At 61.0% G+C, this 25,643-nt stretch carries 24 protein-coding genes; 16 read left to right on the top strand and 8 right to left on the bottom strand.

Annotated elements, in window-relative coordinates:
* Nucleotides 1-6: 6 nt before the first annotated feature.
* The 3 genes from trxA to AK821_RS23875 all read right to left on the bottom strand — a co-directional run bounded on the left by trxA (nucleotide 7) and on the right by AK821_RS23875 (nucleotide 2,153).
* Complete coding sequence (gene trxA / locus AK821_RS23885; protein WP_064392205.1) at nucleotides 7-879, bottom strand: thioredoxin; 873 nt, start codon at nucleotides 877-879, stop codon at nucleotides 7-9.
* A 156-nt stretch (nucleotides 880-1,035) separates the two neighbouring features.
* A complete protein-coding gene (locus AK821_RS23880; protein WP_064392202.1) occupies nucleotides 1,036-1,692 on the bottom strand; it encodes a class I SAM-dependent methyltransferase in 657 nt (218 codons plus the stop codon).
* Entirely contained in the window at nucleotides 1,689-2,153 is a 465-nt protein-coding gene (locus tag AK821_RS23875) for a YbaY family lipoprotein (RefSeq protein WP_064392278.1), read from the bottom strand. Before AK821_RS23875 ends, AK821_RS23880 begins: the two co-directional genes overlap by 4 nt.
* A gap of 128 nt (nucleotides 2,154-2,281) precedes the next feature.
* On the opposite strand from AK821_RS23875, the gene nrdR reads away from it, so the two are divergent.
* The 12 genes from nrdR (at nucleotide 2,282) to AK821_RS23815 (ending at nucleotide 11,107) form a co-directional block, all read left to right on the top strand.
* Nucleotides 2,282-2,746, top strand: a complete 465-nt coding sequence (gene nrdR, locus AK821_RS23870; protein WP_007910946.1) for a transcriptional regulator NrdR — start codon at nucleotides 2,282-2,284, stop codon at nucleotides 2,744-2,746.
* Nucleotides 2,743-3,876, top strand: a complete 1,134-nt coding sequence (ribD, locus tag AK821_RS23865; RefSeq protein ID WP_064392200.1) for a bifunctional diaminohydroxyphosphoribosylaminopyrimidine deaminase/5-amino-6-(5-phosphoribosylamino)uracil reductase RibD — start codon at nucleotides 2,743-2,745, stop codon at nucleotides 3,874-3,876. Before nrdR ends, ribD begins: the two co-directional genes overlap by 4 nt.
* A 47-nt stretch (nucleotides 3,877-3,923) precedes the next feature.
* Nucleotides 3,924-4,589: a riboflavin synthase gene (locus tag AK821_RS23860; protein WP_064392199.1), complete on the top strand. Its 666-nt coding sequence runs from the start codon at nucleotides 3,924-3,926 to the stop codon at nucleotides 4,587-4,589.
* A gap of 31 nt (nucleotides 4,590-4,620) precedes the next feature.
* Complete coding sequence (ribBA, locus tag AK821_RS23855) at nucleotides 4,621-5,712, top strand: bifunctional 3,4-dihydroxy-2-butanone-4-phosphate synthase/GTP cyclohydrolase II (RefSeq protein ID WP_008081846.1); 1,092 nt, start codon at nucleotides 4,621-4,623, stop codon at nucleotides 5,710-5,712.
* 91 nt (nucleotides 5,713-5,803) lie between these two features.
* Nucleotides 5,804-6,280 (top strand): 6,7-dimethyl-8-ribityllumazine synthase, encoded by a 477-nt coding sequence (gene ribH, locus AK821_RS23850; RefSeq protein WP_003228649.1) that lies wholly within the window; start codon nucleotides 5,804-5,806, stop codon nucleotides 6,278-6,280.
* Nucleotides 6,277-6,777, top strand: a complete 501-nt coding sequence (nusB, locus tag AK821_RS23845; RefSeq protein ID WP_034153728.1) for a transcription antitermination factor NusB — start codon at nucleotides 6,277-6,279, stop codon at nucleotides 6,775-6,777. Before ribH ends, nusB begins: the two co-directional genes overlap by 4 nt.
* An 18-nt stretch (nucleotides 6,778-6,795) precedes the next feature.
* Nucleotides 6,796-7,761, top strand: a complete 966-nt coding sequence (gene thiL / locus AK821_RS23840; RefSeq protein WP_064392196.1) for a thiamine-phosphate kinase — start codon at nucleotides 6,796-6,798, stop codon at nucleotides 7,759-7,761.
* Complete coding sequence (locus AK821_RS23835) at nucleotides 7,758-8,261, top strand: phosphatidylglycerophosphatase A family protein (protein ID WP_011336134.1); 504 nt, start codon at nucleotides 7,758-7,760, stop codon at nucleotides 8,259-8,261. The genes thiL and AK821_RS23835 overlap by 4 nt, the downstream gene beginning before the upstream one ends.
* Nucleotides 8,262-8,298: 37 nt before the next feature.
* Entirely contained in the window at nucleotides 8,299-9,051 is a 753-nt protein-coding gene (locus tag AK821_RS23830; protein WP_064392194.1) for a substrate-binding periplasmic protein, read from the top strand.
* A gap of 222 nt (nucleotides 9,052-9,273) precedes the next feature.
* Complete coding sequence (gene ribA / locus AK821_RS23825; RefSeq protein WP_016984117.1) at nucleotides 9,274-9,891, top strand: GTP cyclohydrolase II; 618 nt, start codon at nucleotides 9,274-9,276, stop codon at nucleotides 9,889-9,891.
* Nucleotides 9,888-10,307, top strand: a complete 420-nt coding sequence (locus tag AK821_RS23820) for a hypothetical protein (protein WP_064392192.1) — start codon at nucleotides 9,888-9,890, stop codon at nucleotides 10,305-10,307. Before ribA ends, AK821_RS23820 begins: the two co-directional genes overlap by 4 nt.
* Entirely contained in the window at nucleotides 10,307-11,107 is an 801-nt protein-coding gene (locus AK821_RS23815) for a cobalamin-binding protein (RefSeq protein ID WP_064392190.1), read from the top strand. The genes AK821_RS23820 and AK821_RS23815 overlap by 1 nt, the downstream gene beginning before the upstream one ends.
* Before the next feature lie 113 nt (nucleotides 11,108-11,220).
* Here the strand turns inward: AK821_RS23815 and AK821_RS23810 are convergent, their stop codons facing one another.
* From AK821_RS23810 to AK821_RS23790, 5 genes are all read right to left on the bottom strand, one after another.
* Entirely contained in the window at nucleotides 11,221-13,107 is a 1,887-nt protein-coding gene (locus AK821_RS23810) for a TonB-dependent receptor domain-containing protein (protein WP_064392188.1), read from the bottom strand.
* Nucleotides 13,108-13,246: 139 nt separating this feature from the next.
* Nucleotides 13,247-15,145, bottom strand: coding sequence for a 1-deoxy-D-xylulose-5-phosphate synthase (gene dxs / locus AK821_RS23805; RefSeq protein ID WP_064392186.1), 1,899 nt, complete (start codon nucleotides 15,143-15,145; stop codon nucleotides 13,247-13,249).
* A gap of 91 nt (nucleotides 15,146-15,236) precedes the next feature.
* Nucleotides 15,237-16,124: a (2E,6E)-farnesyl diphosphate synthase gene (gene ispA / locus AK821_RS23800; RefSeq protein WP_064392184.1), complete on the bottom strand. Its 888-nt coding sequence runs from the start codon at nucleotides 16,122-16,124 to the stop codon at nucleotides 15,237-15,239.
* A complete protein-coding gene (locus AK821_RS23795; protein ID WP_003228627.1) occupies nucleotides 16,121-16,363 on the bottom strand; it encodes an exodeoxyribonuclease VII small subunit in 243 nt (80 codons plus the stop codon). Before AK821_RS23795 ends, ispA begins: the two co-directional genes overlap by 4 nt.
* A 112-nt stretch (nucleotides 16,364-16,475) precedes the next feature.
* Nucleotides 16,476-17,621, bottom strand: a complete 1,146-nt coding sequence (locus AK821_RS23790) for a Fic family protein (protein WP_064392182.1) — start codon at nucleotides 17,619-17,621, stop codon at nucleotides 16,476-16,478.
* 276 nt (nucleotides 17,622-17,897) lie between these two features.
* Between AK821_RS23790 and AK821_RS23785 the strand changes: the two genes are divergently transcribed.
* Genes AK821_RS23785 through AK821_RS23770 form a run of 4 tightly spaced genes read left to right on the top strand, consistent with a single transcriptional unit; the run spans nucleotide 17,898 to nucleotide 25,642 of the window.
* Nucleotides 17,898-18,689 carry a YfaP family protein gene (locus tag AK821_RS23785; protein ID WP_064392179.1) on the top strand — a complete coding sequence of 264 codons (792 nt, stop codon included), beginning with the start codon at nucleotides 17,898-17,900 and terminating at the stop codon, nucleotides 18,687-18,689.
* A 34-nt stretch (nucleotides 18,690-18,723) separates the two neighbouring features.
* Nucleotides 18,724-20,436 carry a DUF2138 domain-containing protein gene (locus AK821_RS23780; protein ID WP_064392178.1) on the top strand — a complete coding sequence of 571 codons (1,713 nt, stop codon included), beginning with the start codon at nucleotides 18,724-18,726 and terminating at the stop codon, nucleotides 20,434-20,436.
* Entirely contained in the window at nucleotides 20,421-21,071 is a 651-nt protein-coding gene (locus AK821_RS23775; RefSeq protein ID WP_064392177.1) for a DUF1175 domain-containing protein, read from the top strand. The genes AK821_RS23780 and AK821_RS23775 overlap by 16 nt, the downstream gene beginning before the upstream one ends.
* Nucleotides 21,068-25,642, top strand: coding sequence for an alpha-2-macroglobulin family protein (locus AK821_RS23770; RefSeq protein ID WP_082355489.1), 4,575 nt, complete (start codon nucleotides 21,068-21,070; stop codon nucleotides 25,640-25,642). Before AK821_RS23775 ends, AK821_RS23770 begins: the two co-directional genes overlap by 4 nt.
* Nucleotide 25,643 lies beyond the last annotated feature (1 nt).

The following is a 25,643-nucleotide window of genomic DNA, read 5'->3' as shown; positions in this document are numbered from 1 at the left end:
TTGATCTTAATAAAGCGCAGCAAACATCTTGCGGCGGTACACCGTCACCAGCGGATGATCATTGCCCAGCAACTCGAACACCTGCAGCAAGGTTTTGTGCGGCAGACCTTCGCCATAGTTGCGGTTGCGGATGAACAGCTTCAGTAGTGCATCCAGCGCCGCTTCGTACTGCTGACGCGCCAGTTGCTGGATCGCCAGTTGATACACCGCTTCATCGTCCTGTGGATCTTTCGCCAGCCGCGCTTTCAGGTCGGCGGCATCCGGCAGATCACGCGCCAGGCCAAGGAATTTGATCTGCGCCTTGGCGCCGGCCAGTGCGGCTTTGTGCTCATCACTCTTGACCGCATCCAGCACGGCCTGCGCTTCGCCCAGTTCGCCGCGCTCAGTCAGGCAACGGGCATAGAGAATCAGCGCCTTGGCATTGGTGTTGTCTTCATTGAGCATGACCACCAGCGCCGCTTCGGCATCGGCGTAACGACCGTCATCGAACAACGCCTGAGCCTGCTCGAACGGATCGGCTGCGGCCGGTGGTGGCATCTGCACATGTGGCTCAAGCAGGGCGCGCACGGCGGATTCCGGTTGTGCACCGGCAAAACCGTCGACCGGTTGACCGTCCTTGAACAGCACTACGGTCGGCAGGCTGCGAATGCCGAAACGGGCGACGATGTCCTGCTCGATGTCGCAGTTGACCTTGGCCAGCAGCAACTCGCCCTGATAGCTCTCGGCGATGCCCTGCAACATCGGCATCAACGCCTTGCACGGCGCACACCACTCGGCCCAGAAATCCACCAGCACCGGTTTGTTGAAAGAAGCCTCGATCACCGACTGGTCGAAATCGGCCGTCGTGGCGTCGAAGATGTACGGCGTTTGCTCACTCATGGGGGATCTCGTCAAAGCGTTAATGAACGCACTATAAGCGGTGGCGCAAAAGATCGCAGCCTTCGGCAGCTCCTACAGGTTCAGTGTCCGCCCGCAATATGGACGACAAAACCGATCACTGTAGGAGCTGCCGAAGGCTGCGATCTTTTAACGATTTCAATCACGCCGCGCGTGGTACAGGCTGACATGCCGAAATTCCTCAGGCTCCGCCAGATCCGGCAACGTCATCGCCTCAAGCATTTCAATGCGCTCATACAACGGATGCCGAAAATCCCGAACCCGAGAATCCGCCACCAACGCCTCTCGCCCACGGCTTAAAAACGCATCGAGTAACGGCAGATTCGCCCGGTCGTACAACACGTCAGCCACCAGAATCAGATCGAACCGGTCGGCCTCGGCAAAGAAATCCGTCGAATAACTCATCTCGACATTATTCAGCGCGGCATTCGCCCGGCACGCGGAAATAGCCAGCGGATCGAGATCGCAGGCTACCACCTCCAGCGCCCCGGCCTTAACCGCCGCGATCCCGGCAATCCCGGAACCCGCGCCGAAATCCAGCACACGCTTGCCGCGCACCCACTCGGGGAACTCCGCCAGATAACGCGCCACCGCCAGACCGCTGGCCCAGCAGAAACCCCAATAGGGTGGCTCGTGCAGAATTCGCTGGATTTCGTCCTGACTGAATTGGCGATCCATGTTGTCGCCATCGATCAGCCACAGCTGCAATTCGGTGTCCGGCAACGCACAGACCTTGAGTCTGGCGTCGCCGAGCAGTTCACCTAACGCCTGTTGCAGGTCGAGCGGTGCCGTCATGGTGCTTTGACAAATTGCAGTTGGCCCAGCGCCTGAGTGGTCGGCTGGGTGATGGTTTGCGATGGCAGATGCAGGATCAACTGGCCGGACTGGCTGGCGCGACCGCGCAACTCAACCCGCGCACCGGCCGGGAAGGCGTCCGGGTTGAAACGCAGGCGGAACGGTAGAACCTGGTTGTTGCCGATCAGGCTGGAACTGGCGAGCAATTGTTGCGGGCGATCCTTTGCATCGATCACCAGCAACGCCAGCTCGACTTCGGCACCGGCCGGCACGCCCTGAAGGGTGCCACTCAATTCGCGTTGATAGGCGGGCAGCGGGCCAAGTTCGGCGGCCTCTTTGGCTTTTTTCTGCGCCTGTTGCGGCGCGGGGCCTGGCGTCGGCGGCTGAGGCTTGGGTGCATCGCTGCCACAGGCCACCAGCAGGCTGAAAAGACTGAGCAAAACGAGCGGACGTAACGGCATTGGATGCTCCGGCAAAATGAAATCCATGGATCAAACGATCATGCCGTTCTGTATACCGCAAAGCCTATGGCTTGTCTTGCCACCGGGATGCGCTACCATGGCCCTCCCTTTTTTTGTTGCCAGCCACCATGCACTGTCCCTTCTGCGGTGCCAACGACACCAAGGTCATCGACTCGCGTCTGGTCGCCGAGGGCGAACAGGTGCGCCGCCGGCGTGAATGCCTGGCCTGCGGCGAACGTTTCACGACGTTCGAGACGGCCGAACTGGTGTTGCCGCGCCTGATCAAAACCGACGGCAGCCGCCAACCGTTCGACGAAGAAAAACTCCGTGCCGGCATGCAACGCGCCCTGGAGAAACGTCCGGTGAGCGTCGAGCGCCTCGAATCCTCTCTGGTTCACATCAAGCACAAGCTGCGCGCCACCGGCGAGCGCGAGGTCAAATCCCTCGTGGTCGGCGAACTGGTCATGGCCGAGCTGCAAAAGCTTGATGAAGTCGCCTACATCCGTTTCGCTTCGGTGTACAAGCGCTTCCAGGACCTCAACGAATTCCGCGAAGAAATCGACCGCCTCGCCCGCGAACCGGTGAAAGAATGACCGCCGCCGCCGAGCAGGCCATCCTCGACGCCCACTTCATGGCGCGTGCGCTGGAACTGGCGCGCAAAGGTCACTACACCACCCATCCCAATCCTCGGGTGGGTTGTGTGGTGGTGCGCGACGGGCAGATTGTCGGCGAAGGCTGGCATGAACGTGCCGGCGAACCGCACGCTGAAGTCCATGCGTTGCGCGCCGCCGGTGAGCTAGCCCGAGGCGCGACCGCTTATGTGACCCTCGAACCGTGCAGCCACCATGGCCGCACGCCGCCGTGCGCCGATGCGCTGGTGAATGCTGGCGTAGGCCGCGTGGTCGCAGCGATGCGTGACCCTAATCCGCAGGTTGCCGGACGTGGATTGCAGCGCCTGGCCGATGCCGGTATCGCCACTGAAAGCGGTGTACTGGAAGCTGAAGCGCGCAAGCTCAATCAAGGTTTTCTGAAACGCATGGAACACGGCTTGCCGTTCGTGCGGGTCAAGTTGGCCATGAGCCTCGACGGTCGTACAGCGATGGAAAACGGCGAGAGCCAATGGATCACCGGCCCGGCCGCACGTTCAGCCGTACAGCGTCTGCGCGCTGAGGCCGCCGTGGTGCTGACCGGTGCCGACACGGTACTGGCCGATGGCGCGCGTTTGACTGTGCGGGCCGATGAATTGGGTCTGGATGCCGAACAAACCGCATTGGCCATGAGCCGTCCGCCGCTACGCGTATTGATCGACGGCCGCCTACGGGTGCCGCTGGATGCGCCGTTCTTCAAGGCCGGCCCGGCGTTGGTCGCCACCTGTGTCGCGATCGAAGAGCAATACGCTCACGGTCCCGAGTGCCTGATCGTGCCGGGTGAGGACGGGCAGGTCGATTTGCATCAATTGCTGATCGAACTGGCCGGTCGCGGCGTCAACGAAGTGCTGGTCGAGGCGGGCCCACGTCTGGCCGGCGCCTTTGCTCAGCTGGGTCTGGTCGATGAGTTCGTGATCTTCATCGCCGGCAAGTTTCTCGGTTCCACGGCGCGTCCATTGCTGGACTGGCCGCTGGCCCATATGAAGGATGCGCCGGAGCTGAAAATCACTGAAATTCGCGCGGTGGGCGATGACTGGCGAGTCACTGCCAACCCTGTCCTTTCGGCGAGCGTATAATTCCCGGCCATCGCGTTAGCGCTGGCTCAGTTCTCAAGGAGAACCCCATGTTTACCGGCATCATCGAATCCATCGGCAGTATCCGCGCATTGACCCCAAAGGGCGGTGATGTGCGGGTCCACGTCGCCACCGGCAAGCTCGACCTGAGCGACGTCAAACTCGGCGACAGCATCGCGGTCAACGGCGTCTGCCTGACTGCCGTTGAACTGCCAGGCGACGGCTTTGCCGCCGACGTCAGCCGTGAAACCCTCGACTGCACCGCCATGAATGACCTGAAAAGCGGCAGCCCGGTCAATCTGGAAAAAGCCCTGACCCCGACCACCCGTCTCGGCGGGCACCTGGTCAGCGGTCACGTCGACGGCGTCGGCGAAATCGTCTCGCGCAGTGACAATGCCCGCGCCGTGGAATTTCGCATCCGCGCGCCGAAAGACCTGGCCAAGTACATCGCCCACAAAGGCTCGATCACTGTCGACGGCACCAGCCTGACCGTGAACGCCGTCGATGGCGCCGAATTCATGCTGACGATCATTCCGCACACCCTGAGCGAAACCATCATGGCGTCGTACACGCCAGGTCGCCGGGTGAACCTGGAAGTCGATTTGCTGGCACGTTATCTGGAGCGTCTGCTTTTGGGCGACAAGGCCGCAGAGTCGACATCCGGCGGCACGATCACTGAAAGCTTTCTGGCCCAAAACGGCTACCTCAAATCCTGAAGCTCTAAATTCGAAAGAAGGGGGGTGCCTTGTGGCGCTCAATAGCATCGAAGAACTGGTTGAAGACATCCGCCAAGGCAAGATGGTCATCCTCATGGATGACGAAGACCGCGAGAACGAAGGCGACCTGATCATGGCCGCCGAGTGCTGCCAGGCCGAACACATCAACTTCATGGCCAAGCACGCCCGTGGCCTGATCTGCATGCCGATGAGCCGCGAGCGCTGCGAACTGTTGAAGCTGCCGCTGATGGCGCCGCGCAATGGTTCCGGTTTCGGCACCAAATTCACCGTTTCGATCGAAGCGGCCGAAGGCGTGACCACCGGCATCTCCGCCGCTGACCGTGCGCGCACCGTGCAAGCGGCGGCGGCCAAAGACGCCAAGGCTGAAGACATCGTCAGCCCGGGCCACATCTTCCCGCTGATGGCGCAGGCCGGCGGCACCCTCGCGCGCGCGGGCCACACCGAAGCCGCTTGCGACCTCGCACGCATGGCCGGTTTCGAGCCGAGCGGAGTGATCTGCGAAGTGATGAACGACGACGGCACCATGTCCCGTCGCGCCGAACTGGAAGCTTTCGCGGCTGAGCACAACATCAAGATCGGCACCATTGCCGACCTGATTCACTACCGGATGATCCACGAACGTACCGTTCAGCGGATTGCCGAGCAGCCGCTGGACAGCGAACTGGGCCAATTCAACCTGGTGACCTATCGTGATTCCGTGGAAGGCGACGTGCACATGGCGCTGACCCTGGGCACTGTTTGCGCCGAAGAGCCAACGCTGGTTCGCGTGCACAACATGGACCCGCTGCGTGACTTGCTGATGGTCAAGCAGCCGGGCCGCTGGAGCCTGCGCGCCGCCATGGCGGCGGTTGCCGAGGCGGGCAGCGGTGTAGTGTTGTTGCTCGGTCACCCGCTCGATGGCGACGTGTTGCTGGCGCATATCCGTGAAACCGGTGATCAGCCGGCACCGAAAAAACCGACCACCTACAGCATCGTCGGTGCCGGTTCGCAGATCCTGCGAGACCTCGGTGTACGCAAAATGCGCTTGATGTCTGCGCCAATGAAATTTAATGCGATATCCGGTTTCGATCTGGAAGTTGTAGAATACGTGCCCTCCGAATAATGACCGGTTGTTTCCGGACTCCGATTCGCGGCAAATAAATCACTGAGGGACGCGTAGCAGACGCGTCCCGGCTCTTTAAGAGAACTGACGAATGACCCTGAAGACCATCGAAGGTACCTTCATCGCCCCTAAAGGCCGCTACGCTTTGGTAGTGGGCCGTTTCAACAGCTTCGTGGTTGAAAGCCTGGTCAGCGGTGCAGTTGATGCCCTGGTTCGCCACGGCGTGAGCGAAAGCGACATCACCATCATCCGCGCACCTGGCGCCTTCGAAATCCCGCTGGTAGCGCAGAAAGTCGCCCAGAAAGGTGAATTCGCAGCCATCATCGCCCTCGGCGCGGTCATTCGTGGCGGTACTCCGCACTTCGAATACGTGGCAGGCGAGTGCACCAAGGGTCTGGCCCAGGTGTCCATGGAGTTCGGCGTGCCGGTCGCTTTCGGCGTCCTGACCGTTGATTCCATCGAGCAAGCCATCGAACGTTCCGGCACCAAGGCCGGTAACAAAGGTGCCGAAGCTGCCCTGTCCGCTCTGGAAATGGTCAGCCTGCTGGCGCAGTTGGAGGCCAAGTGATTAGCGACGAAAGCGATCGTTTCAACCCGCGCGAGCCGCGTCCAACCGACGCCGGCAAGCCTTCGAAAAGTGAAAAGCGCCGCGCTGCCCGTCAGTTGGCGACTCAAGCGTTGTACCAGCGCCACATGGCCAGTACTTCGCTGAACGAAATCGAAGCGCAGTTCCGCGTCGATAACGATTTCACCTTCGCCGATGCCAGCTACTTCCACGACATCCTGCACGGTGTTCCGGCCAGTCTGACCGAGATCGACACTGCGCTGGCGCCGTGCCTGGACCTGACCATCGAAGAGCTCGACCCGGTTGAACTGTGCGTACTGCGCCTGTCGACCTGGGAACTGCTCAAGCGCGTTGACGTGCCGTACCGCGTTGTGATCAACGAAGGTATCGAGCTGGCGAAAGTCTACGGTTCGACCGACGGTCACAAGTTCGTCAACGGCGTGCTCGACAAGCTGGCGCCGCGCCTGCGTGAAGCTGAAGTGAAGGCGTTCAAGCGCTGAAACGCGCTTGAAACCTCAATGGGCGAATTCGAGCTGATCCGCAATTTCTTCGCCGCCGCGCCTTGTGCGCAGGGCGGCGAAGGCGTTGCTCTGGGGATCGGCGATGACTGCGCCTTGCTCGCTGTTCCCCCCGGGGAACAGTTGGCGATTTCCACCGATACGCTGGTGGCCGGTGTGCATTTCGCCGACCCCTGCGATCCGTTTCTGCTCGGTCAGCGCTCGCTGGCCGTCGCGGTCAGCGATCTGGCCGCCATGGGCGCCACGCCCGTTGCCTTTACCCTTGCCCTGACTGTGCCGACGGTGACTGCCGATTGGTTGCAAGCCTATGCCCACGGTTTGAACCGCATGGCGCAGAACTGCGGCGTTGCGTTGGTGGGCGGCGATACCACGCGCGGGCCGTTGAGCCTGACGGTGACCGTGTTTGGTCGCGTGCCTGCGGGCCTGGCGTTGACCCGTAGCGGTGCGCAGCCGGGTGACTTGCTATGTGTCGGCGGTGAGCTGGGCAATGCCGCTGGCGCACTGCCGCTGGTGCTGGGGCAGCGTGACGCCGAAGCGCCTATCGCCCAACCGCTGCTCGATCATTACTGGTCGCCGCAGCCGCAACTCGCCCTCGGTCAGGCCCTGCGCGGCAAAGCCACGTCGGCGCTGGATATCTCCGATGGCCTGCTCGCCGATTGCGGTCATATCGCGCTGGCATCACAGGTGCGGCTTGAGATTGAACGCGAGCGCGTACCGCTGTCGGATGCATTAGTGGCGTTTCTCGGTCAGCGCGGCGCCGAGCGTGCCGCGCTGAGCGGCGGCGATGATTACGTGCTGGCCTTCACCCTGCCGTCCGTCGAGTTGCCTGCGTTGTTGGCCAATGGCTGGCCGATCCATGTGATCGGTCGTGTGTCAGAAGGTCAGGGCGTGATTCTGCTGGATCGCGAAGGGCACGACATCACCCCGCAAATCCGGGGCTATCAACATTTTCAGGAGACACCGTGACAGATCACCCGAAACAGGTTCCGGCCGAATTCGTTCCGCCGTCGGTCTGGCGCAATCCCTGGCATTTCCTCGCGTTCGGCTTTGGCTCCGGCACCTTGCCGAAAGCGCCGGGCACGTGGGGCTCGTTAGTTGCGCTACCCTTTATTCCGTTGTGGCAGATGTTGCCCGATTGGGGTTACTGGTTGATGCTCGGGATCACCATGCTGTTCGGCTTCTGGCTGTGCGGCAAGGTCGCCGACGATCTGCGGGTACACGACCACGAAGGCATCGTCTGGGACGAAATGGTCGGGATGTGGATCACCCTCTGGCTGGTGCCGGAAGGCTGGTACTGGTTGCTCGCGGGTTTTCTGGTGTTCCGTTTCTTCGACATTCTCAAACCATGGCCAATTCGCTGGATCGACCGGCATGTGCATGGCGGCGTCGGCATCATGCTCGACGACGTGCTGGCCGGCGTATTTGCCTGGCTGGCGATGCAGGGGCTGGTGTGGGTTTTCGCCTGATTCCAAGGGATGTCAGGGGTAAGTGAGGAGACTAGGGATGGCTCGACGCTGGTTGGCGGTGATGTTTTTTGCTTTGCTGGGCACGGTGGCCAGTGCGCAGGAAGCTGTGCCGACGCCTGCGGTCATCCATCTGGCCAGCGAAGACTGGGAAGACTACACCGCCGCCGACGGCCATGGCCTCGGTTGGGACGTGTTGCGCAAGGTGTTCGAACCGGCCGGCGTGAAGCTGGACATTCGCACGGTGCCGTACACCCGTTCGATCGGTCTGGTGCAGTTGAAGGAAGTCGATGCGCTGGTCGGCTCCTATCGCGACGAAGCCGAGCAAGTCCTGTATCCGCGCTGGAATTTTGATTCCGACCACATTTACGCACTGGGTCTGGCGAGCAACCCATCGCCGACTCAGGCGACGCTGGGCAAGTATCGCCTGGCCTGGGTGCGTGGCTATCGTTACGAAAACTACCTGCCGAACATCAAGCGTTACAACCAGATCGAACGTCGTACCGGCATTCTGTCGATGCTCAAGCAGGGGCGGGCGGATTACTACATTGATGCGTTGACCGAGATTGAAGCCGTGGTGAAAACCGCAGCCGATCCAGCACAGTATCGCTATTCACACCTGGCCGAGCTGCCGCTGTTTCTCGGCTTTGCCGACACTCCGCAGGCGCGAGCGCTGATGGCTCTGTATGACCAGCGTATGGAGCAGTTGGTGAAGAGCGGCGAGTTGAAGCCGATCTTCGAGAAGTGGCAGCAGCCGTATCCGTTCACTACCGGCGCGACGAATCCCCTGTAGGAGCTGCGGCACGCTGCGATCTTTTGATCTTGATCCTAAAAGCCGGATCAAAAGATCGCAGCCTCGTTTCACTCGACAGCTCCTACAAGGATCCATGTCGACCGGGTTGTTATCAAACTTTTTGATCGTTATCCCCGATAATTCAGCCTAAGCGTCTGCAGGAACCTGCTGTTACAATGCCCGCCTGCGAATTTTCAGACTCTTTAGATCAGGAGCACACCGGTGCCTGTCGTCTTTGTCGCCGCTTCCAAGCTGCCAACACCTTTTGCGCAATTCACCATGCACGGTTTTCTCGATGAAGCCACCGGCCGCGAGCACGTCGTGCTGAGCCTGGGTGAAATTGCCGACGGTGCCCCGGTACTCGGCCGGTTGCACTCCGAATGCCTGACGGGCGATGCCTTGTTCAGCCAGCGTTGTGACTGCGGCTCGCAACTCGAAGGCGCGCTCAAGGCGATCGCTCGCGAGGGCCGTGGCGTGTTGCTGTACCTGCGCCAGGAAGGTCGTGGCATCGGTCTGCTGAACAAGATTCGCGCTTATGAATTGCAGGACGGCGGCGCCGACACCGTTGAAGCCAACGAGCGTCTGGGCTTTGCCGCCGACCAGCGCGACTACGCCATGTGCCTGCCGATGCTTGAGCATCTGGGCGTGAAATCCCTGCGCCTGATGACCAACAACCCGCGCAAGGTCAAAGCCTTGACCGACATGGGCATCACCGTGGCGGAGCGCGTGCCGTTGCACACTGGCCACAACCCGCACAACAAACTGTACCTGGCGACCAAGGCCAGCAAGCTCGACCACATGATGGGCAACGAGCACCAGGGCGAGGTTGATCGCGCGTGACCCGTGGTCAGGTGCGGCGCCGATTGTCGGTCGATTGGTGGAAATACCTGGCGCTGGCGCTGGTGCCGCTGTTCGTGCTCAACGCACTGTTTGGTCAGGGCAAAGGAATTCTGCCAGTACTGGCGATGCCGTTCTTTATCGCCGGTGTGGCATCGATGTTTGTCAGCCTGAAGTTTTTCGGCCGTTACAAACATGCGCTGATCGCCACGCAAAAAGCCCTCGATACCCCGGATGAACCGGCCGCGTGGATTGCCCTCGCTGCGCGTCGTCGGGCGGCTTTTCTGGCGGCAGCCTTGCCGGCGTGGATCGGCGCACTGGCGGTGTTCGTCGGTCTCGAAGCAGTACCGCTGATGCTGCTGGCGCTGTCCACGGCAGTGCTGTTCTATCTCTACCGTATCCCGCGTCAGCTCGGCTGATGCGCCGTCTCTGGCTGGCGCTTCTGCTGCTGGCCGTCTCGGCTCCGGTTCTGGCCGGCCTGCGGGTGGTCAGCCTCGCACCGTCGCTTTCTGAAATTGTTGTCGAGCTTGATTCGGCTGATCTGTTGGTCGGTGTGCTGGATGCCGGTGAGCGTCCGACCGAGATTGCCAGCGTGCCGTCGGTTGGGCGCTATGGGCAACTCGACATGGAACAGTTGCTGAGCTTAAAGCCTGATTTGCTGTTGCTCTGGCCCGGCAGCGTCGGCCCGGCGCAGCGTGATCAGCTCAAGCGTCTGGGCATCCCGACCTTCGTTGCCGAACCGCATTCCCTCGAACAACTCGCCGCGCAGATCGAAGCCATTGCCGCGCAATTGGGGCGACCGGAGCGTGGGGTGAAACGGGCTTCGGAGTTGCGCAAACAACTCGCAGAGCTGCGCCAGCGCTATCGCCGGGACGTGCCGTTGCGGGTGTTTTATCAGGTGTGGGACAAGCCGCTGTACACCGTCGGTGGCGGGCAGATCATCAGTGATGCGCTTGAGGTGTGCGGCGCGCGCAATGCTTTCGGCGATCTGAGTCTGCCGGCGCCACAGGTGAGTATCGAGGCGGTGTTGCAGCGTGATCCGGAGGTGATTCTGGCGGGGGATCAGGCGCAGTTGAATGCGTGGAAGGCCTGGCCGCAAGTGGCAGCGGTGAAACAGGGGAAATTACTGTTGGTCACCGATAAAGGCCTTGAACGCCCCAGCGGTCAGATGATCGACGCCACCGCCAAGCTCTGCCAGTTGATCGCGCCGAACAGGTGATTCTGTAGGAGCTGCCGAAGGCTGCGATCTTTTGACTTTGTTGTTTGACTGAGTCGGAAACGCCGAAGATCAAGATCAAAAGATCGCAGCCTTCGGCAGCTCCTACAGGGGGCTCAGTTGATTTCGGGAGTCCAGGTCACCCCGAACATCCACACCCGACCTTCCTCGCGATAACCGTACTGGCTGCCGTCATAGCTGTAATTCGCCCGGCTGTAACCCTTGTCCAACAGGTTGTCGACCTTCAGATCCAGCTTGATCTCGCGATTCAACGCCCAACTGCTGCGCAAGCCGAACAGCGCATAGCCACCCAGCGCCTGCGTATTGTCCTTGTCGTCATAACTGCTGCTGACCGCCTGCCAACTGGCGCCGAGGCTGACTTGGTCAAACTGTCGATCCAGATCCCAACTCAACGTGCGCCGCGCACGCCGGGCCAAGGTGTGTCCGCTATCGCGGTCGCGCGGGTCGATGATCGCCACGCCCAGATTGCTCTGCCAGTCGAACAGCTCCTGCTTCAGCGCCGCTTCAAAGCCGTTGATTCGTGCTGAAGCGACATTTTCCGGACGTGAATTGCTGCCGAAGATAATTGCGTCTTCCAGATCCGTTCGGTAAATCGAGGCTTCGAGACGGCTGCTGTCGGTCAACTGGCTACGCCATTGCAGCTCGTAGCTTTTCGAGGTTTCCGGCTTCAGATCAGGGTTGCTGAAATCCGGGTAGTACAGGTCGTTGAAAGTCGGTGCACGAAAGCCTTCGCTGTAGCTGAGCAGCAGATCGTTGTCCGGATTCAGTGGCAGGGTGAACGTGCCACTCCAGGTGTTCTGGCTGCCAAACTGCTGGTTGTCGTCGTGACGCAGACCGAGTTCAGTGGAGAAACTGTCGGCCTGATAACGATGCTGGATAAATGCCGCCCGGTTCCAGCGGCTGTCCTCATCGAATGCGGTGCTGCTGTTGACTCGATCTTCGTACCAGTCGCCGCCGAGGATCAGGCTGTTGCGCGGGTCCAGAGTCAGGTCGTTCTGCCAGTTCACCGAGTCGCGGTAGGTGTTGAACACCGTGCGCTCGTCGCTGAGTTTGTCGAAGGTCTTCTCGCGGTTTTCGGTGTGGCCGAACTCGACGCGGGTTTTCCAGGTTTCGTTGACCCGCGCGTCGACGTAACTGCTGACGCTGCTGACGTTGAAATCGCTGTAGGGCTGCTGCTGCACCGAATCGAACGTGGTCGTGTCGAAGCGGCCGAAGGGGTTGTCGAACTCGCTCTTGCCTCGGTTATCCAGCAGATTGGCACCAATTTCGATGTCATCGGTCAGCGCATGGCTGAGGCTCAGGCTGACGGACTTATTGCGGTAAGCATCGTGATCGCTGTCGCTTGGGTACGACTCATGGGTACGGTCGATCCCGGCGGTTTCATCCAGGCTCGCACCAAGATTGAAGCGGGTTTTATCGTCGCCCCCGGATAGCCCAAGGCTGCGTTCCCAGGTCTGGTTGCTGCCAAAACCGACGTGCATCCGCGGCTGCAAACCCTGTTCGCTGCCACGGCGGGTGAAGATCTGAATCACCCCGCCAATCGCATCGCTGCCGTAAATCACCGAACGCGAACCGCGCAGCACTTCCACGCGCTCGATTTGTGCGATGTTCAGGTGCTGCAGATTGCTGTCGCCCGAGGTGGAGTTGCCGATGCGCTGGCCATCGACCAAAACCAGACTTTGCGCCGATTGCGTGCCGCGAATGTAGATCCCCGGCAGACTGCCGCGCCCGCCGGTCTGCGCCACTTGCACGCCCGGCACGCGCCGCAGCAAGTCCGGCACGTCGCTCGGTTGCAGACGATCGATGTCTTCGCGAGTGAATACCGTGTTGGCGGCGCTGCTGTCGTTGCGCGCTTCGATCTGACGGTTGGCGGAGATCAGCATATCCGGCAGTTTCAGTGCCTGATCACGCTCGAATGTGTCGGCGAGGGCGTTGGCCGATGGCAGCAGAAAGAAGGGCAGGGCGAGGCGCGAGAGGTTCATCGGGCGTCCGTTGTCATTGTTGATATACACAAAACAAATGTGGGAGCGAGCCTGCTCGCGAATGCGGTGTATCAGTCAGCAATGATTTGACTGACAGTCCGCCTTCGCGAGCAGGCTCGCTCCCACAGGGGTATTGCGTTTACTTGTCGAGCAGGGTCAGACGCTCACGAATCGACGCTTCGATCCCGGCCTCATCCAGCCCGCATTCGGCCAGCATCTGCGCCGGTTTCGCGTGCTCGACGTAAACATCCGGCAAGCCCAGATGCAACATCGACTTGAGGATGTTCTCCCGTGCCAGGAACTCGCTGACCGCGCCGCCGGCGCCGCCCATGATTGCGTTCTCTTCGATGGTCACCAGCAACTCGTGGCTGCCGGCAATCTCGCGTACCAGCGCTTCATCCAGTGGCTTGACGAAACGCATGTCGACCACCGTGGCATCCAGCTTCTCGGCGACTTTCAGCGCCTCGGCCAGTTGCACACCGAACACCAGCAAAGCCACTTTGCTGCCCTGACGGCGGACGATGCCCTTGCCGATTTCGATCGGCTCGAGATCTTTCTCGATGGCGGCATTCGGGCCGCTGCCGCGTGGATAACGCACTGCCGCCGGGCCGTTGTACAGGTGGCCGGTGGTGAGCATCTTGCGCAGCTCGTTTTCATCGCTCGGAGTCATGATGACCATGCCCGGGATGCAACGCAGGTACGACAGATCGAAACTGCCAGCGTGGGTCGGACCGTCTTCGCCGACCAGACCGGCACGGTCGATGGCGAACAGCACGTCGAGGTTTTGCACCGCAACGTCATGCACCAGTTGATCGTAACCACGCTGCAGGAACGTCGAGTAGATCGCCACCACCGGTTTCGCGCCTTCGCAGGCCATGCCGGCAGCGAATGTCACCGCGTGTTGCTCGGCAATTGCCACGTCGAAGTAGCGCAGCGGGAAGCGTTCGCTGAACGCCACCAGATCCGAGCCTTCCTTCATCGCCGGGGTGATCCCGACCAGACGTGGATCGGCGGCGGCCATGTCGCACAGCCACTCGCCAAACACTGCTGAATACTTTGGCCCGCTGGCCTGCTTCGGCGCGGCGGCCGGAGCGTCCAGTGGTTCGAGTTTGGTGATGGCGTGGTAACCGATCGGGTCGACTTCCGCCGGGGCGAAGCCTTTGCCTTTCTTGGTGACGATGTGCAGGAACTGCGGGCCTTTCAGATCGCGCATGTTGCGCAGCGTGGCGATCAGCGTTGGCAGGTCGTGGCCGTCGATTGGGCCGATGTAGTTCCAGCCCAGCTCTTCGAACAGGGTGCCGGGAACCAGCATGCCTTTGGCGTATTCTTCGGTACGACGGGCGATTTCCCAGGCGCCGGGCAGGCGCGACAGGACTTTCTTGCTGCCTTCACGCATGCTCGCGTAAGTGCGGCTGGAAAGGATCTTCGCCAGATAATTCGACAGACCGCCGACATTGCGCGAGATCGACATGTCATTGTCGTTGAGGATCACCAGCATGTTGGCGTTCACTTCCGGCGCATGGTTCAGCGCCTCGAAGGCCATGCCGGCGGTCAACGCACCGTCGCCGATCACCGCAATCGCCTTGCGATCACTGTCCTGCAGGCGGGCGGCAATGGCCATGCCCAGCGCTGCGCTGATCGAGGTGCTGGAGTGGCCGACGCCAAAAGTGTCGTACTCGCTCTCGGCGCGACGCGGGAACGCGGCAATGCCGTCCTTCTGACGCAGGCTGCCCATGCGCTCGCGGCGACCGGTGAGGATCTTGTGCGGATAGGCCTGATGACCGACGTCCCACAGCAGACGGTCGTCCGGTGTGTCGAAGACGTAATGCAACGCGATGGTCAGCTCGATCACGCCCAGGCCGGCACCGAAATGCCCACCGGTCTGACCGACCGTGTAGAGCAGTTCCAGGCGCAACTCATCGGCCAGGGTTTCCAGCTCGGCTTCGCCTAACCGGCGCAGGCCGTCCGGCGTATTCGCGCGGTCGAGCAGGGGCGTGGTCGGGCGCTTGCGGGGAATCTCATGAAACGTCGTGGGCATCAGGCGAATCGTTATAGGTATAGAAGATGCGGCAGTTTACCTGATGCATCGCCCCCTGCCCACGCGTTGGTTTTTTTTGGCGGATTCGCCGTCAGCTGCGGCGCTCGACGATATACCGGGCCAGCTCGCGCAAAGGCTCGGCTGCCGCGTCAAACGGTCGCAGGGCGTGCAGGGCCTGATCACGCAGTTCCAGCGCGTAGGCTTTGGCGGCGTCGAGGCCGAGCAGCGCCGGGTAAGTTGGTTTGTCACGAGCGATGTCGGCGCCCTGGCGTTTGCCGAGGGTTTCGGTATCGCTTTCGACGTCGAGGATGTCGTCCTGCACCTGAAAGGCCAGGCCGATGGCCTGTGCATACGACTGCAGGGCCTTGAGTTCATCCTGCTCGGCACGGCCGCTGGCCAGAGCGCCGAGTTTGACGCTGACTTCGATCAGCGCGCCGGTCTTGTGCCGGTGCATCTGTTCGAGGGCTTGCTGATCGAGTTTCAAACCGACCGAACCAAGGTCGATGGCTTGACCGCCGACCATGCCTGCCGGGCCGGCGGCGTTAGCCAGCGCGGTGACCATTTGCAAGCGAATGTCGCTGCTGCAATCGCTCAAGCGCGGGTCAAGCAGGGCACTGAAGGCCAGGCTCTGCAAACCGTCACCGGCGAGAATCGCGCAGGCTTCGTCGAATTTCTTGTGCGTGGTGGGCTGGCCGCGACGCAGATCGTCGTCGTCCATCGCCGGCAAATCATCGTGAACCAGCGAATAAGCGTGGATCAGCTCGACCGCGCAAGCCGCGCCGTTGGCTTGCTCAGCCTTGCCACCGAGCGCTTCGCACGCGGCGTAGGCCAGCAGCGGGCGCACGCGTTTGCCGCCGTTCATCACGCTGTAGCGCATGGCTTCGTAAAGCCGCGCCAGCTCCGGCAACGGCGCATTGAACAGGGTTTCCAGCGCTGCGTTAACCCGGGTCTGGCTGGTCGCCGTGTACGCCGCAATCATTCTGGCTGTTCCGCGTCGAAGGGTTCCTCGGCGAGTTCGCCATCGCGCTCCAGCAGCACTTGCACCTTCTGCTCGGCTTGCGCCAGCGCTGCCTGGCAATCACGGGTCAGACCGATGCCCTGCTCGAAAGCGGTCAGCGAGTCTTCCAGCGACAATTCACCGTTCTCCAGACGCTCGACCAGTGTTTGCAGGTCGGCGAGGGACTGTTCGAAATCCAGTGCAGCTTTTTTGCGGGCCATGGCGGCGATTTCCGGTTGACGTTAAACCGGCGCGACACTAGCAGATAGGGGGTTTATGGGCAAATGAGCGGGCCGCCTCCCAAGGACAGAAATGGCACTGTGGTGAGTGAGATTAATGTTTGGCTCTGTCGGGATAGTTGATCTGGTAGCGCGTACTACGACCGCCCCCCGGCAAGCGTTGCAGGCAACCTTTGTCCAGCAACTCCACAAGATGTCGGGTTGCCGTGGCCTTCGACACTTTCGCCACCGCTTGATATTGCCCGGCACTGATGCCGTGCTCAAAGCCCCGCTCGCCGCCGTCGAGCAGGCGATTGAGTACCTTGATCTGCTCCGCTGAAAGTTCGGACTCGCGATGCGCCTGCCAGAAACGCGACTTGCCCAGCACGCTTTCAATTCGAGTGATGGCTTGTTGCAGACTGCTTAGCAACGTTTGCAGGAACCATGTGAGCCATTCAGTGATATCCAGTGTGGCTTTCTGGCTCGATTCCAGAATCCGGTAGTAGCCGGAACGATCATCCAGAATGCTCGCCGACATGGCGTAGAAACGGATGGCTTGCGCTTCGCCCTGTGCCAGCGCCAGATCAGTGATGGTACGGGTCAGGCGACCGTTGCCATCGTCGAACGGATGCAAGGTGACGAACCAGAAATGGGCGATGCCCGCGCGAAGCATCGGGTCCAGTGCTGTCTGATGCTGGCTGGCCTCGAACCATTGGAGAAATTGGTCGAGCTGCTGCTCAAGACCTTGGCGAGGTGGCGCCTCGAAATGAACCGTTGGACGATCAATGCGACCCGATACCACCTGCATAGGCTCGTCACCGCGTAGTGCACCCACATGCATGCGGCGTGCAGTAAGGTCAGCCTCTTGATCGGGAAACAGCCATTGGTGCCATTCCAGAAGGCGTTCCAGCGTCAACGGTTCGGCAAATCGACGGGTGACATCCAGCATAAGCTGCGCCAGACCTTCACTGCGTTGGCTGACGTTATCGCCGTCGATCAACTCCAGGCCCAAACGTCGCGCCAAGGATGACCGCACGGAGCCGACATTCAGTTGCTCACCTTCGATGGCCGAGGACGTCACGATATTCTGCAAAAGGGCGTCCAGTTCGGTCTGAGCCCCCAAAGAGTCACCTACCGAACCGGCCATACCCATCAACTGACCTTGCGCCTGCACACACTCGCGCAACAACGGTGTCAGGCGTTCTGCCTGCCAGTTGAAGTCGGGCCAATCGGGCTGCTGCCAGATCCAGTGAGTTGCCATTCGTTGTCTGCCTTGAGTCCGTGAGCCGAATAGAAAAGCTATTCGGCTCATTTTGTGAGCCGAATATGACGGCTATTCGGCTCACCGTCCACCGGATTGGCGTGATTCCTACAGTAAAAGCACATGTATCCGATTGTTAAAAAACCGCCGAATCGCTAATCTTCGCGCCTTCTACGACCCCATAGTCACGGGTCTTTCAGACGAAACGCAGTTTCACCGCTGTGAAGTACCGAGGATCGGGTGCAAGGTTTCGTTCAGGCATGGCAGGAGGCTTACATGCGTTCATTTCTTTGGCTGTTGATCGGGTTGTCCTGCGCGCCCGCGTTGCTGGCTGCGCCGAGTGCCGAGTTGTCGGAACCGGTGGGTGGCTGGCGCTATCACGGCCTGCTCGATCGCACGGAAAACCCGCAAGTCGCCTACCCGACGCCGCCGATCGATCGCGGCGTCCAGCGCAATCGCACGATGATCCAGGGCCAGCTCAAAGCCATCGGCCACATGCGCCCGCCGCACAGCCTCGCCGTGAACGGCAATCCACTGAATCTGTACACCGACGACCAGGGCCGTTTTGCCCGGCCGTACGCGTTCGGCGCCGGCTCCAACAGCGTCGAGGTGATCAGCGCCGAAGGCCAGTCGCTCAAACGCGTGCAATTTTATGAAGCAAATAACTTGCGCACGCCGGCGCGAATTCGTCTTGTCTTGGGCTGGGACGATCCGAAAGCCGAACTCGATCTGCACATTGTCACGCCCGACGGTCAGCATGCCTTCTGGGCGCGGCCGGCGCTGAGCAATGGCGGCGGTCTCGACCCGGATGGCGTCGATGGTCCCGGCCCGGAAATGTTCACCATGACCGCGCCGCTGCATGGTACTTATCTGGTTTACGTCAACTATTGGGGCAACTTCGGCAACGGCGGCTATAACTTCGAGGAGACCAGCAACCAGAACGAGGTGATCACCTCGCAGATCACGCTGGTGCTTAATGAAAACACCGTCGACGAAAAACGCGAAACGTTCATCGTGCCCCTGCGGGCGATCGGTGATCTGCTGCTGGTCAAGACTTTCAACTATTAAGCATCCCGTCACGGATGAAACTGGGTTTGTGAAGATGAGCGATAACACTGTTACTTCGGCTGCCGACACGCCGGCGGCCAAACCTTCGCGACGCTGGCCGCTGTTGCTGGCCGGGTTGTGCCTGGTGGCCGGGGTGGCGGGTGGTTTTGGCTGGCTGCTGCTCAAGCCCAAGGCACCGCCGGCGGAATTGGCCAGTGACAAGCTTGGCCTGAGCCGTCCGGATGCGTTGCTGGAAACCCGCTCGCTAAGCCAGTTGCCCAAGGACTTGCTGACCGTGCCGTTTCTCAAAGCCACGCTCACCGAAGATTTCGTCTTCTATTACGAAACCCACGCCGACCGCCTCGGGCTGATCGGCAGCCTGCGCCGGATCATCTACGAGCATGACCTGAAACTGCAGGACAGCTTGATCGAAGAACTTTTCGATCAGCCGGCCGACGTCGCGTTGTGGCGTGGCGCGGATGGTCGCTTGAAGGATTTCCTGCTGGTGATGGACCGTGGCGGTCTGGCGAAACTGCTTGAGCCATTGGCAAAGGTTGCGCTGGATGACACGCAGCTAAGTCAGATGGGCGAGCTCAAGGTCGGCGGCGACACTGTGCCGCTGTACCAACTGACCTATAACGCCAGCAAAGCCCTGTTGTTCGCCTCTCGCGGCGACAAACTGGTGGTGCTGTCCAATCCGGCCAAGTATTACGACCCGGAAAGCGGCGTCTCCGAAGAGTCGGGCCACGTCTCGCCACAAGCGCTGGCGGCGTTGCTCAACGGCGAAAAACTGTTCCCTGAGGCGTTCGGTCTGCCGGCTAAAACCCCGGAAATCAAGCAGCGCCTGTCGGTCAACTCCAGCGTTCTCGCGATGGGCTATCAGCGTTTCATCCCGAACTTCGCCGGGCTGCGTTTCGACATGGACGACAAGGGCTGGCACAGCTACCTGGCCATGGACGAACTGGAAAACCAGCCGGACTTCGATTTCAAACCGGTCTGGCAGGCGATGCCGCTCGGTGCCAGTGCCTGCGTGACCTTGCCGGTCGCGGCCGAACCGCAAAAACCATTGCTGGTGAAGCTCGGCGCTGAAGAAGCTGTGGCGCAAACCCTCACCGAACACGTGGCCGGCGCGGCGGGCCTGTGCTGGTACGCCGATTCGCGTTTGTACACGCCGTTGCTGGTGGCCAGTCTGAAAGACGAGGACAGCAGCAAACTTGATGGCGATCTCGGCAAGCTGTTCGGTTCGATGGTTGGTGCGTTCGAGGCCAATGTCGACGAAAACGTGTTCCCGGTGGTCGAGAAGCAAGAAGGCCAGAACCACGTCTGGCAGCGTCAGGTCAGTTCCAATTTCGGACCCTACGCGGCGAAGACTGCGGAAAATCCGGACGCGATTTCCGGCAAGGCATTCATGAAAGTCAGCCTCGCTCGCCACGGTTCGACGCTGCTGTTTTCCCTCGATGACAAACTCGTCGACAAGGCCCTCGGCACCCTCGACAAACGCTTTCCGCCAATGGCCGACGTGCTGCCCAAAGATGTGCTGATGCCGATCTACTTCGGCCCGGATTCGATGGCGCAACTGATGCAGCAGGAAACCCTAGACAGCCTGCCGCAGGACATGGAACCGGTGTTCTATAACGCCGCGCAAACTTACCTGATCCCGAAACTGCGCACCCTTGGCGGCTACGGCAAATATGCCCTGACCTTGCCTGAAGGCAGCGAGCCTGACGGTCACTGGCAATGGTTGCCGCTGGAATGGAAAGCGCTGTGACGGCACTGATCCGCAGCCTCGGCCTGCTCGCGCTGTTACTCAGCGCGGGCGCCCGAGCCGTTGAAGCACCTGCACTGGATCCGGCGCAATCCCAGGTGTTTCGCGCCTGGTTCGTGCGCATCGCCCAGGAGCAATTGAGCCAGGGGCCGAGCCCGCGCTGGTATCAGCAGGACTGCGCCGGGCTGGTGCGTTTTGCCGCCAACGAAGCACTGAAAGTCCATGACGACAAATGGCTGCGCAGCAATGGCCTGTCCAATCGTTATCTGCCGCCGGAACTGGCGCTCAGCGACGAGCAGCGCAAGCTCGCCCAGCAATGGCAGCAGGGCGGCGGCAAGGTCGGGCCGTACGTCAACGCGATCAAACTGATTCAGTTCAACAGCCACTTGGTCAGCCGCGACGTGTCGCAGGCGCGGCCCGGGGACTTGATGTTTTTCGATCAGGGTGACGACCAGCACCTGATGATCTGGATGGGCCGCTACATCGCCTATCACACCGGCAGCACCACCCCGACTGACAACGGCATGCGTTCGGCAAGCCTGCAGCAACTCATGACATGGAAGGACACCCGATGGATACCCGACGCAGCCAACCCCAACTTCATCGGCGTCTATCGACTGAACTTTCTCTCCCAATGACCGGTGCCCGCATGTTGCGTATCTGCTCGCGAATTCCTTTGCTGTTGGCGCTGTTGCTGCCACTGGCCAACGCCAATGCCGAAGATTCGGTCGAGCCGAGCAACTACATGCCGGTCTCGGGTGAGAGCTTTTTCCTCTTGGCCGACAGCAGTTTCGCTGCCGATGAACAGGCGATGGTGCGCCTCGAAGCGCCGGGCCGAGACTATCGCCGTTTCCGCATGGAACCGTACGGCGGCGCCGACATTCGTGTGTACCGCATCGACAAGCCGCTGGATTTCCTCAAGCGCCAGAAGAACCTGCATCGCGTGGTCAGCGACGGCCAGTTCAAGGGCGAGGGCCTGTCCAACACCCTCGCGTACCTGTGGGACAACTGGTACCGCAAATCCCGTCGGGTGATGCAACGCGCGTTCTCCTATGAGTCGCGCAAACAGGTCACCGAAGAAGTGCCGGAACTGAAGATGGGCGACGCCATCGCCGCGCCGACACCGTACGACGCGCAACCGCAGTTTGCGTTGATTCCAGGTCTGCCGGTGGTTAGCCAGTTCCGTTATCCGTTGTGGCAGGCCAAGCCGATTCAGCCGCCAGCCGGGGTCAATCTCGCGGGCTCTTCCAGCGATTTCGTCAGCGTCGCGCCGGGTAACGTTTATATCCCCTTGGGTAATCTGAAACCGGGTCTGTATCTGGTCGAAGCGCTGATCGGCAAGTACCGCGCGACCACCATGGTGTTCGTCTCCAACACTGTCGCAGTGAGCAAGATTGCCGGTGATGAACTGCTGGTCTGGGCTGCGCGCAAACACGAAGGCAGTTCGGTGCCGAAGGTCAATGTGCTATGGACCGATGGCCTCGGCGTGATGAGCAGCGGTGCCACTGATGCCGATGGCTTGCTGCGCCTGAAACACGTCAGCCCGGAGCGTTCGTTCGTCATCGGCGAGGATGAAGAGGGCGGCGTATTCGTCTCGGAAAACTTCTATTACGACAGCGAAATCTACGACACCAAACTTTATGCCTTCACCGATCGGCCGCTGTATCGCCCGGGCGATTGGGTGTCGCTGAAAATCGTTGGTCGCGAATTCAAGAATGCGCGGGATTCGGTGCTGCCAGGTGCGGCAGATGTCACGGTCAGCGTGCTCGATGCCACCGGCACCGAGCTGCAACACCTTGACCTGAAACTCGATTCGAAGGCTGGCACTCAGGGCCGTTTCCAGTTGCCGGACAACGCGGTAGCGGGCGGTTACGAGATCCGCTTCAACTACAAGGATCAGGCTTACAGCAGCGCCTTCCGTGTCGCCGAGTACATCAAGCCGCACTTCGAGATTTCGCTGAACCTGGCCAAGCAGGATTACCGCACCGGCGAGCCGGTCAAAGGCAGTCTGGTGTTGCTATACCCCGACGGCAAACCGGTGGCCAACGCCAAACTGAGCCTGAGCCTGCGCGCCCAGCAACTGTCGATGGTCGACAACGAGCTGCAATACCTCGGGCAATTCCCGGTGGAGTTGACCAGCACCGAACTGACTACCGACAGCAAAGGCAGCGCGGCCCTTGATCTGCCGGCCGCCGACAAGCCGAGCCGCTACATGCTCACCGTGTTCGCCAGCGATGGCGCGGCCTATCGGGTCAAGACCACCAAGGAAATCCTCATCGACCGTGGCGCCGCAAGCTTCCGTCTGAATGCACCGCAACGCTTCAGCGCGGTCGGCGACAAGGTTGCGTTCAGCTACGCCAACGAAGGCGGCACCGAGCAAAGCAAAGCGGTGACGCCGAGCACCTATGGCTGGGTGCGCCTGGAAGACCAGAGCACCGGTGAAGGCAAACTGGCGGCGACGGATAAAGGCTTCAGCCTCGCTTTCGAGCGTCCGGGCACCTACAACCTGACCTTGAAAGATCAACACGGCCGCGTCCTCGGGGCAACCGGGCATTCGGTCACCGGCGATGGCGTCAAGGCAGTACCGGGCACCGTGGAAATCGTCCTCGATAAACCTGAGTACAAGGCCGGCGATGAAGCGCTGGCGCTGATCACTTTCCCGGAACCGGTCAGTGATGCATTGCTCTCGCTGGAACGTGACAAGGTCGAAGCCACGGCGCTGCTGGCCAAGGGCGGCGACTGGTTGAAGCTAGAAAAACTCAGCGACACCCAATACCGCGCACGCATCCCGGTGAAGGATAACTTCGCGCCAAATCTGACCTTCTCCGTGCTCTACACCAAGGGCGGTCAGTACAGCTTCCAGAACGCCGGGATCAAAGTGATCGCGCCGCAAATCGACGTGGCGATCAGCACCGACAAAGCGGTGTATCTGCCGGGCGATACCGTCACGGTTGACCTGACCACGCAGTTTGCCGGCAAAGCAGTGCCGGCGCATCTGACCGTCAGCGTCGTCGACGAAATGGTTTATGCGCTGCAACCGGAAGTCGCGCCGACCATCGACCAGTTCTTCTATCACCCGCGCCGCAACAACGTGCGCACCAGCGCCAGTCTGTCGTTCATCAGCTACGACGTCGCGTTGCCGGGCAGCCCAGGCGCACCGGGCAAAGCCAACCGCAGCGAGCGCGGGGTGAAAGTACTGGAGCGACCGCGTCGTGAAGACGTCGATACTGCGGCGTGGCAGCCAGAGTTGTTGACCGGAGCCGACGGCAAAACCCGCTTCACCTTCAAGATGCCGGACTCGCTGACCCGCTGGCGCATCACCGCCCGCGCGATCGCCGATGATGGGCAGGTCGGGCAGAAGAAGCAGTTCGTGCGTTCGGAAAAACCGCTGTACCTGAAGTGGAGCGGGCCGAGCAAATTCCGTAAGGGCGATCAGCCGCAACTCGGTGTGTTCGCGTTCAGTCAGGCCGAGAAACCGGTCAAGGCTGAACTCGTGACCCACTACGCTGGCGCTGAACAACGTGTCCCGGTGACCCTCAACAACGGCATCAATTACCTGCCGCTGCCAGCATTCGCCTTGGCTTCCGGCGAGTGGACGGCGGAGTTGGTGCAGGATGGCAAAACTGCCGACTCCCTCGCCGTGCGCCTGAGTGCGACCGGTGACGGCTGGCAAGTGACGCAGACGCAAAGCCTTGATGTCGCCAGCGGCGACACTGCGCTGAGTCTGCCGGCGGATGCCACGGATATTCGTCTGCGTCTGGATGACAGTCCGCAAGCGCTGTTCCGTTCGGCACTCGATGATCTGCTCAGCTATCCGTATGGCGGCGTCGAGCAAACCGCCAGCCGTTTGCTGCCGTTGAGCATCGCCTATCCATCACTGGCGTCGAATCCGCAGATCCGTGATCGCTTGCGTCTGATCATGCAGAACAGCCGTCTGCGTCTGGTGCAAATGGCCGGGCCGTCGGCGAGCTTCACCTGGTGGGGTTACGACGGTGAGCCGGATGCGTTCCTCACCGCTTACGCCTATTACGCCGACTTTAACGCCAGCCAAGTGCTGGAACTGACCTTGCCGCCGGAGCACTGGCAGCGCGTGCTGGAGGTGTATGCCAAGCAGGCGCCGAACACGCCGTTGCTGCAGCGGGCGCTGATTCTGTCGTTCGCCAAGCAGATGCATTTGCCGGTGAACACACTGCTTAGCGGTTTGATGGACGATCTGGCCAAGGTCGGTGAAGGCAATGCGCAAACCATGCTCGACGATGGCGAAGACAGTCTGGTGATGAGCGATCCAGACTCGGCGCTCGGTCTGGCAGCGGCGCGAGTGTTGACCGCAGCGCTGGCCTCGCAGTCGAAAGTGGCCTTGCCAGATGCATTCAATCGTCAGTTGGCTGCTGCGCAACAACGTTTGGCGGTCAGCTCGCAGCCATTTGCCGAAGCGCTGAATCTTTCGCTGCAAGCGTTCGATCAAGCGCGTGCGCAAGCGTTGCTGCAACGTCTGCTGCCACAGCAATCCACCCTTGAACGTGCGCTGGCGCTGACCTGGCTGCAACGCAGCATCGCCCAGGCTTCGCCGACCATCGCATTGACGCCGGGTGAAGGCTGGAAGAAAAACTACGGTGCAACCGGTGAGATGTATTGGACGTGGCAGGGCGCGACGCCGGTCCCGAGCGTATTGACGGTGTCCGGCACGCAAGAGCGTCCGCTGCGCGCGGCGCTGAGCTTCCAGACCCAGCAACCAGCGGTCGATCCAATGGCCGTGACCATCACCCGTCGCCTGTCGCGACTGGTGCCGGGCGATGAAGCGTTCACCTTCAAACTGGAGCCGGTCGGCACCAAGCCGCTGTCCAGCGACAGCCTGTATCTGGACGAAGTGATCCTCACCAGCAAAGCGCCGAAACCGCTGCGCTACGGCATGCTCGAAGTGCCGCTGCCACCGGGCGCCGATGTCGAGCGCACCACGTGGGGCATCAAGTTGCAGGGCAAGGACGGCACCGAGCCGACTGCGCTGGAGAAGGCGCGTTTCGAACCGGGACAACTGGCTTACGCGGTGCCGGTCGATGCGTTGAGCGGCGAGTTGCGCCTGCGCCATCTGGTGCGCTTCTCGCAGAAGGGCCAGTTCAATCTGCCGCCGGTGCGTTTCAAGCAGGTTTACGCGCCGCAACATCAGGCCCAGGAAGCGAAAGCCGCCCTCGGTCAGCTCACGGTCAACTGAC

The sequence above is a fragment of the Pseudomonas sp. RIT-PI-r genome (genome assembly GCF_001297015.1).
Classification (GTDB): Bacteria; Pseudomonadota; Gammaproteobacteria; order Pseudomonadales; family Pseudomonadaceae; genus Aquipseudomonas.
Note: the sequence above shows the minus strand (reverse complement) of the source record. Positions and strands in the feature narration are given on the sequence as shown.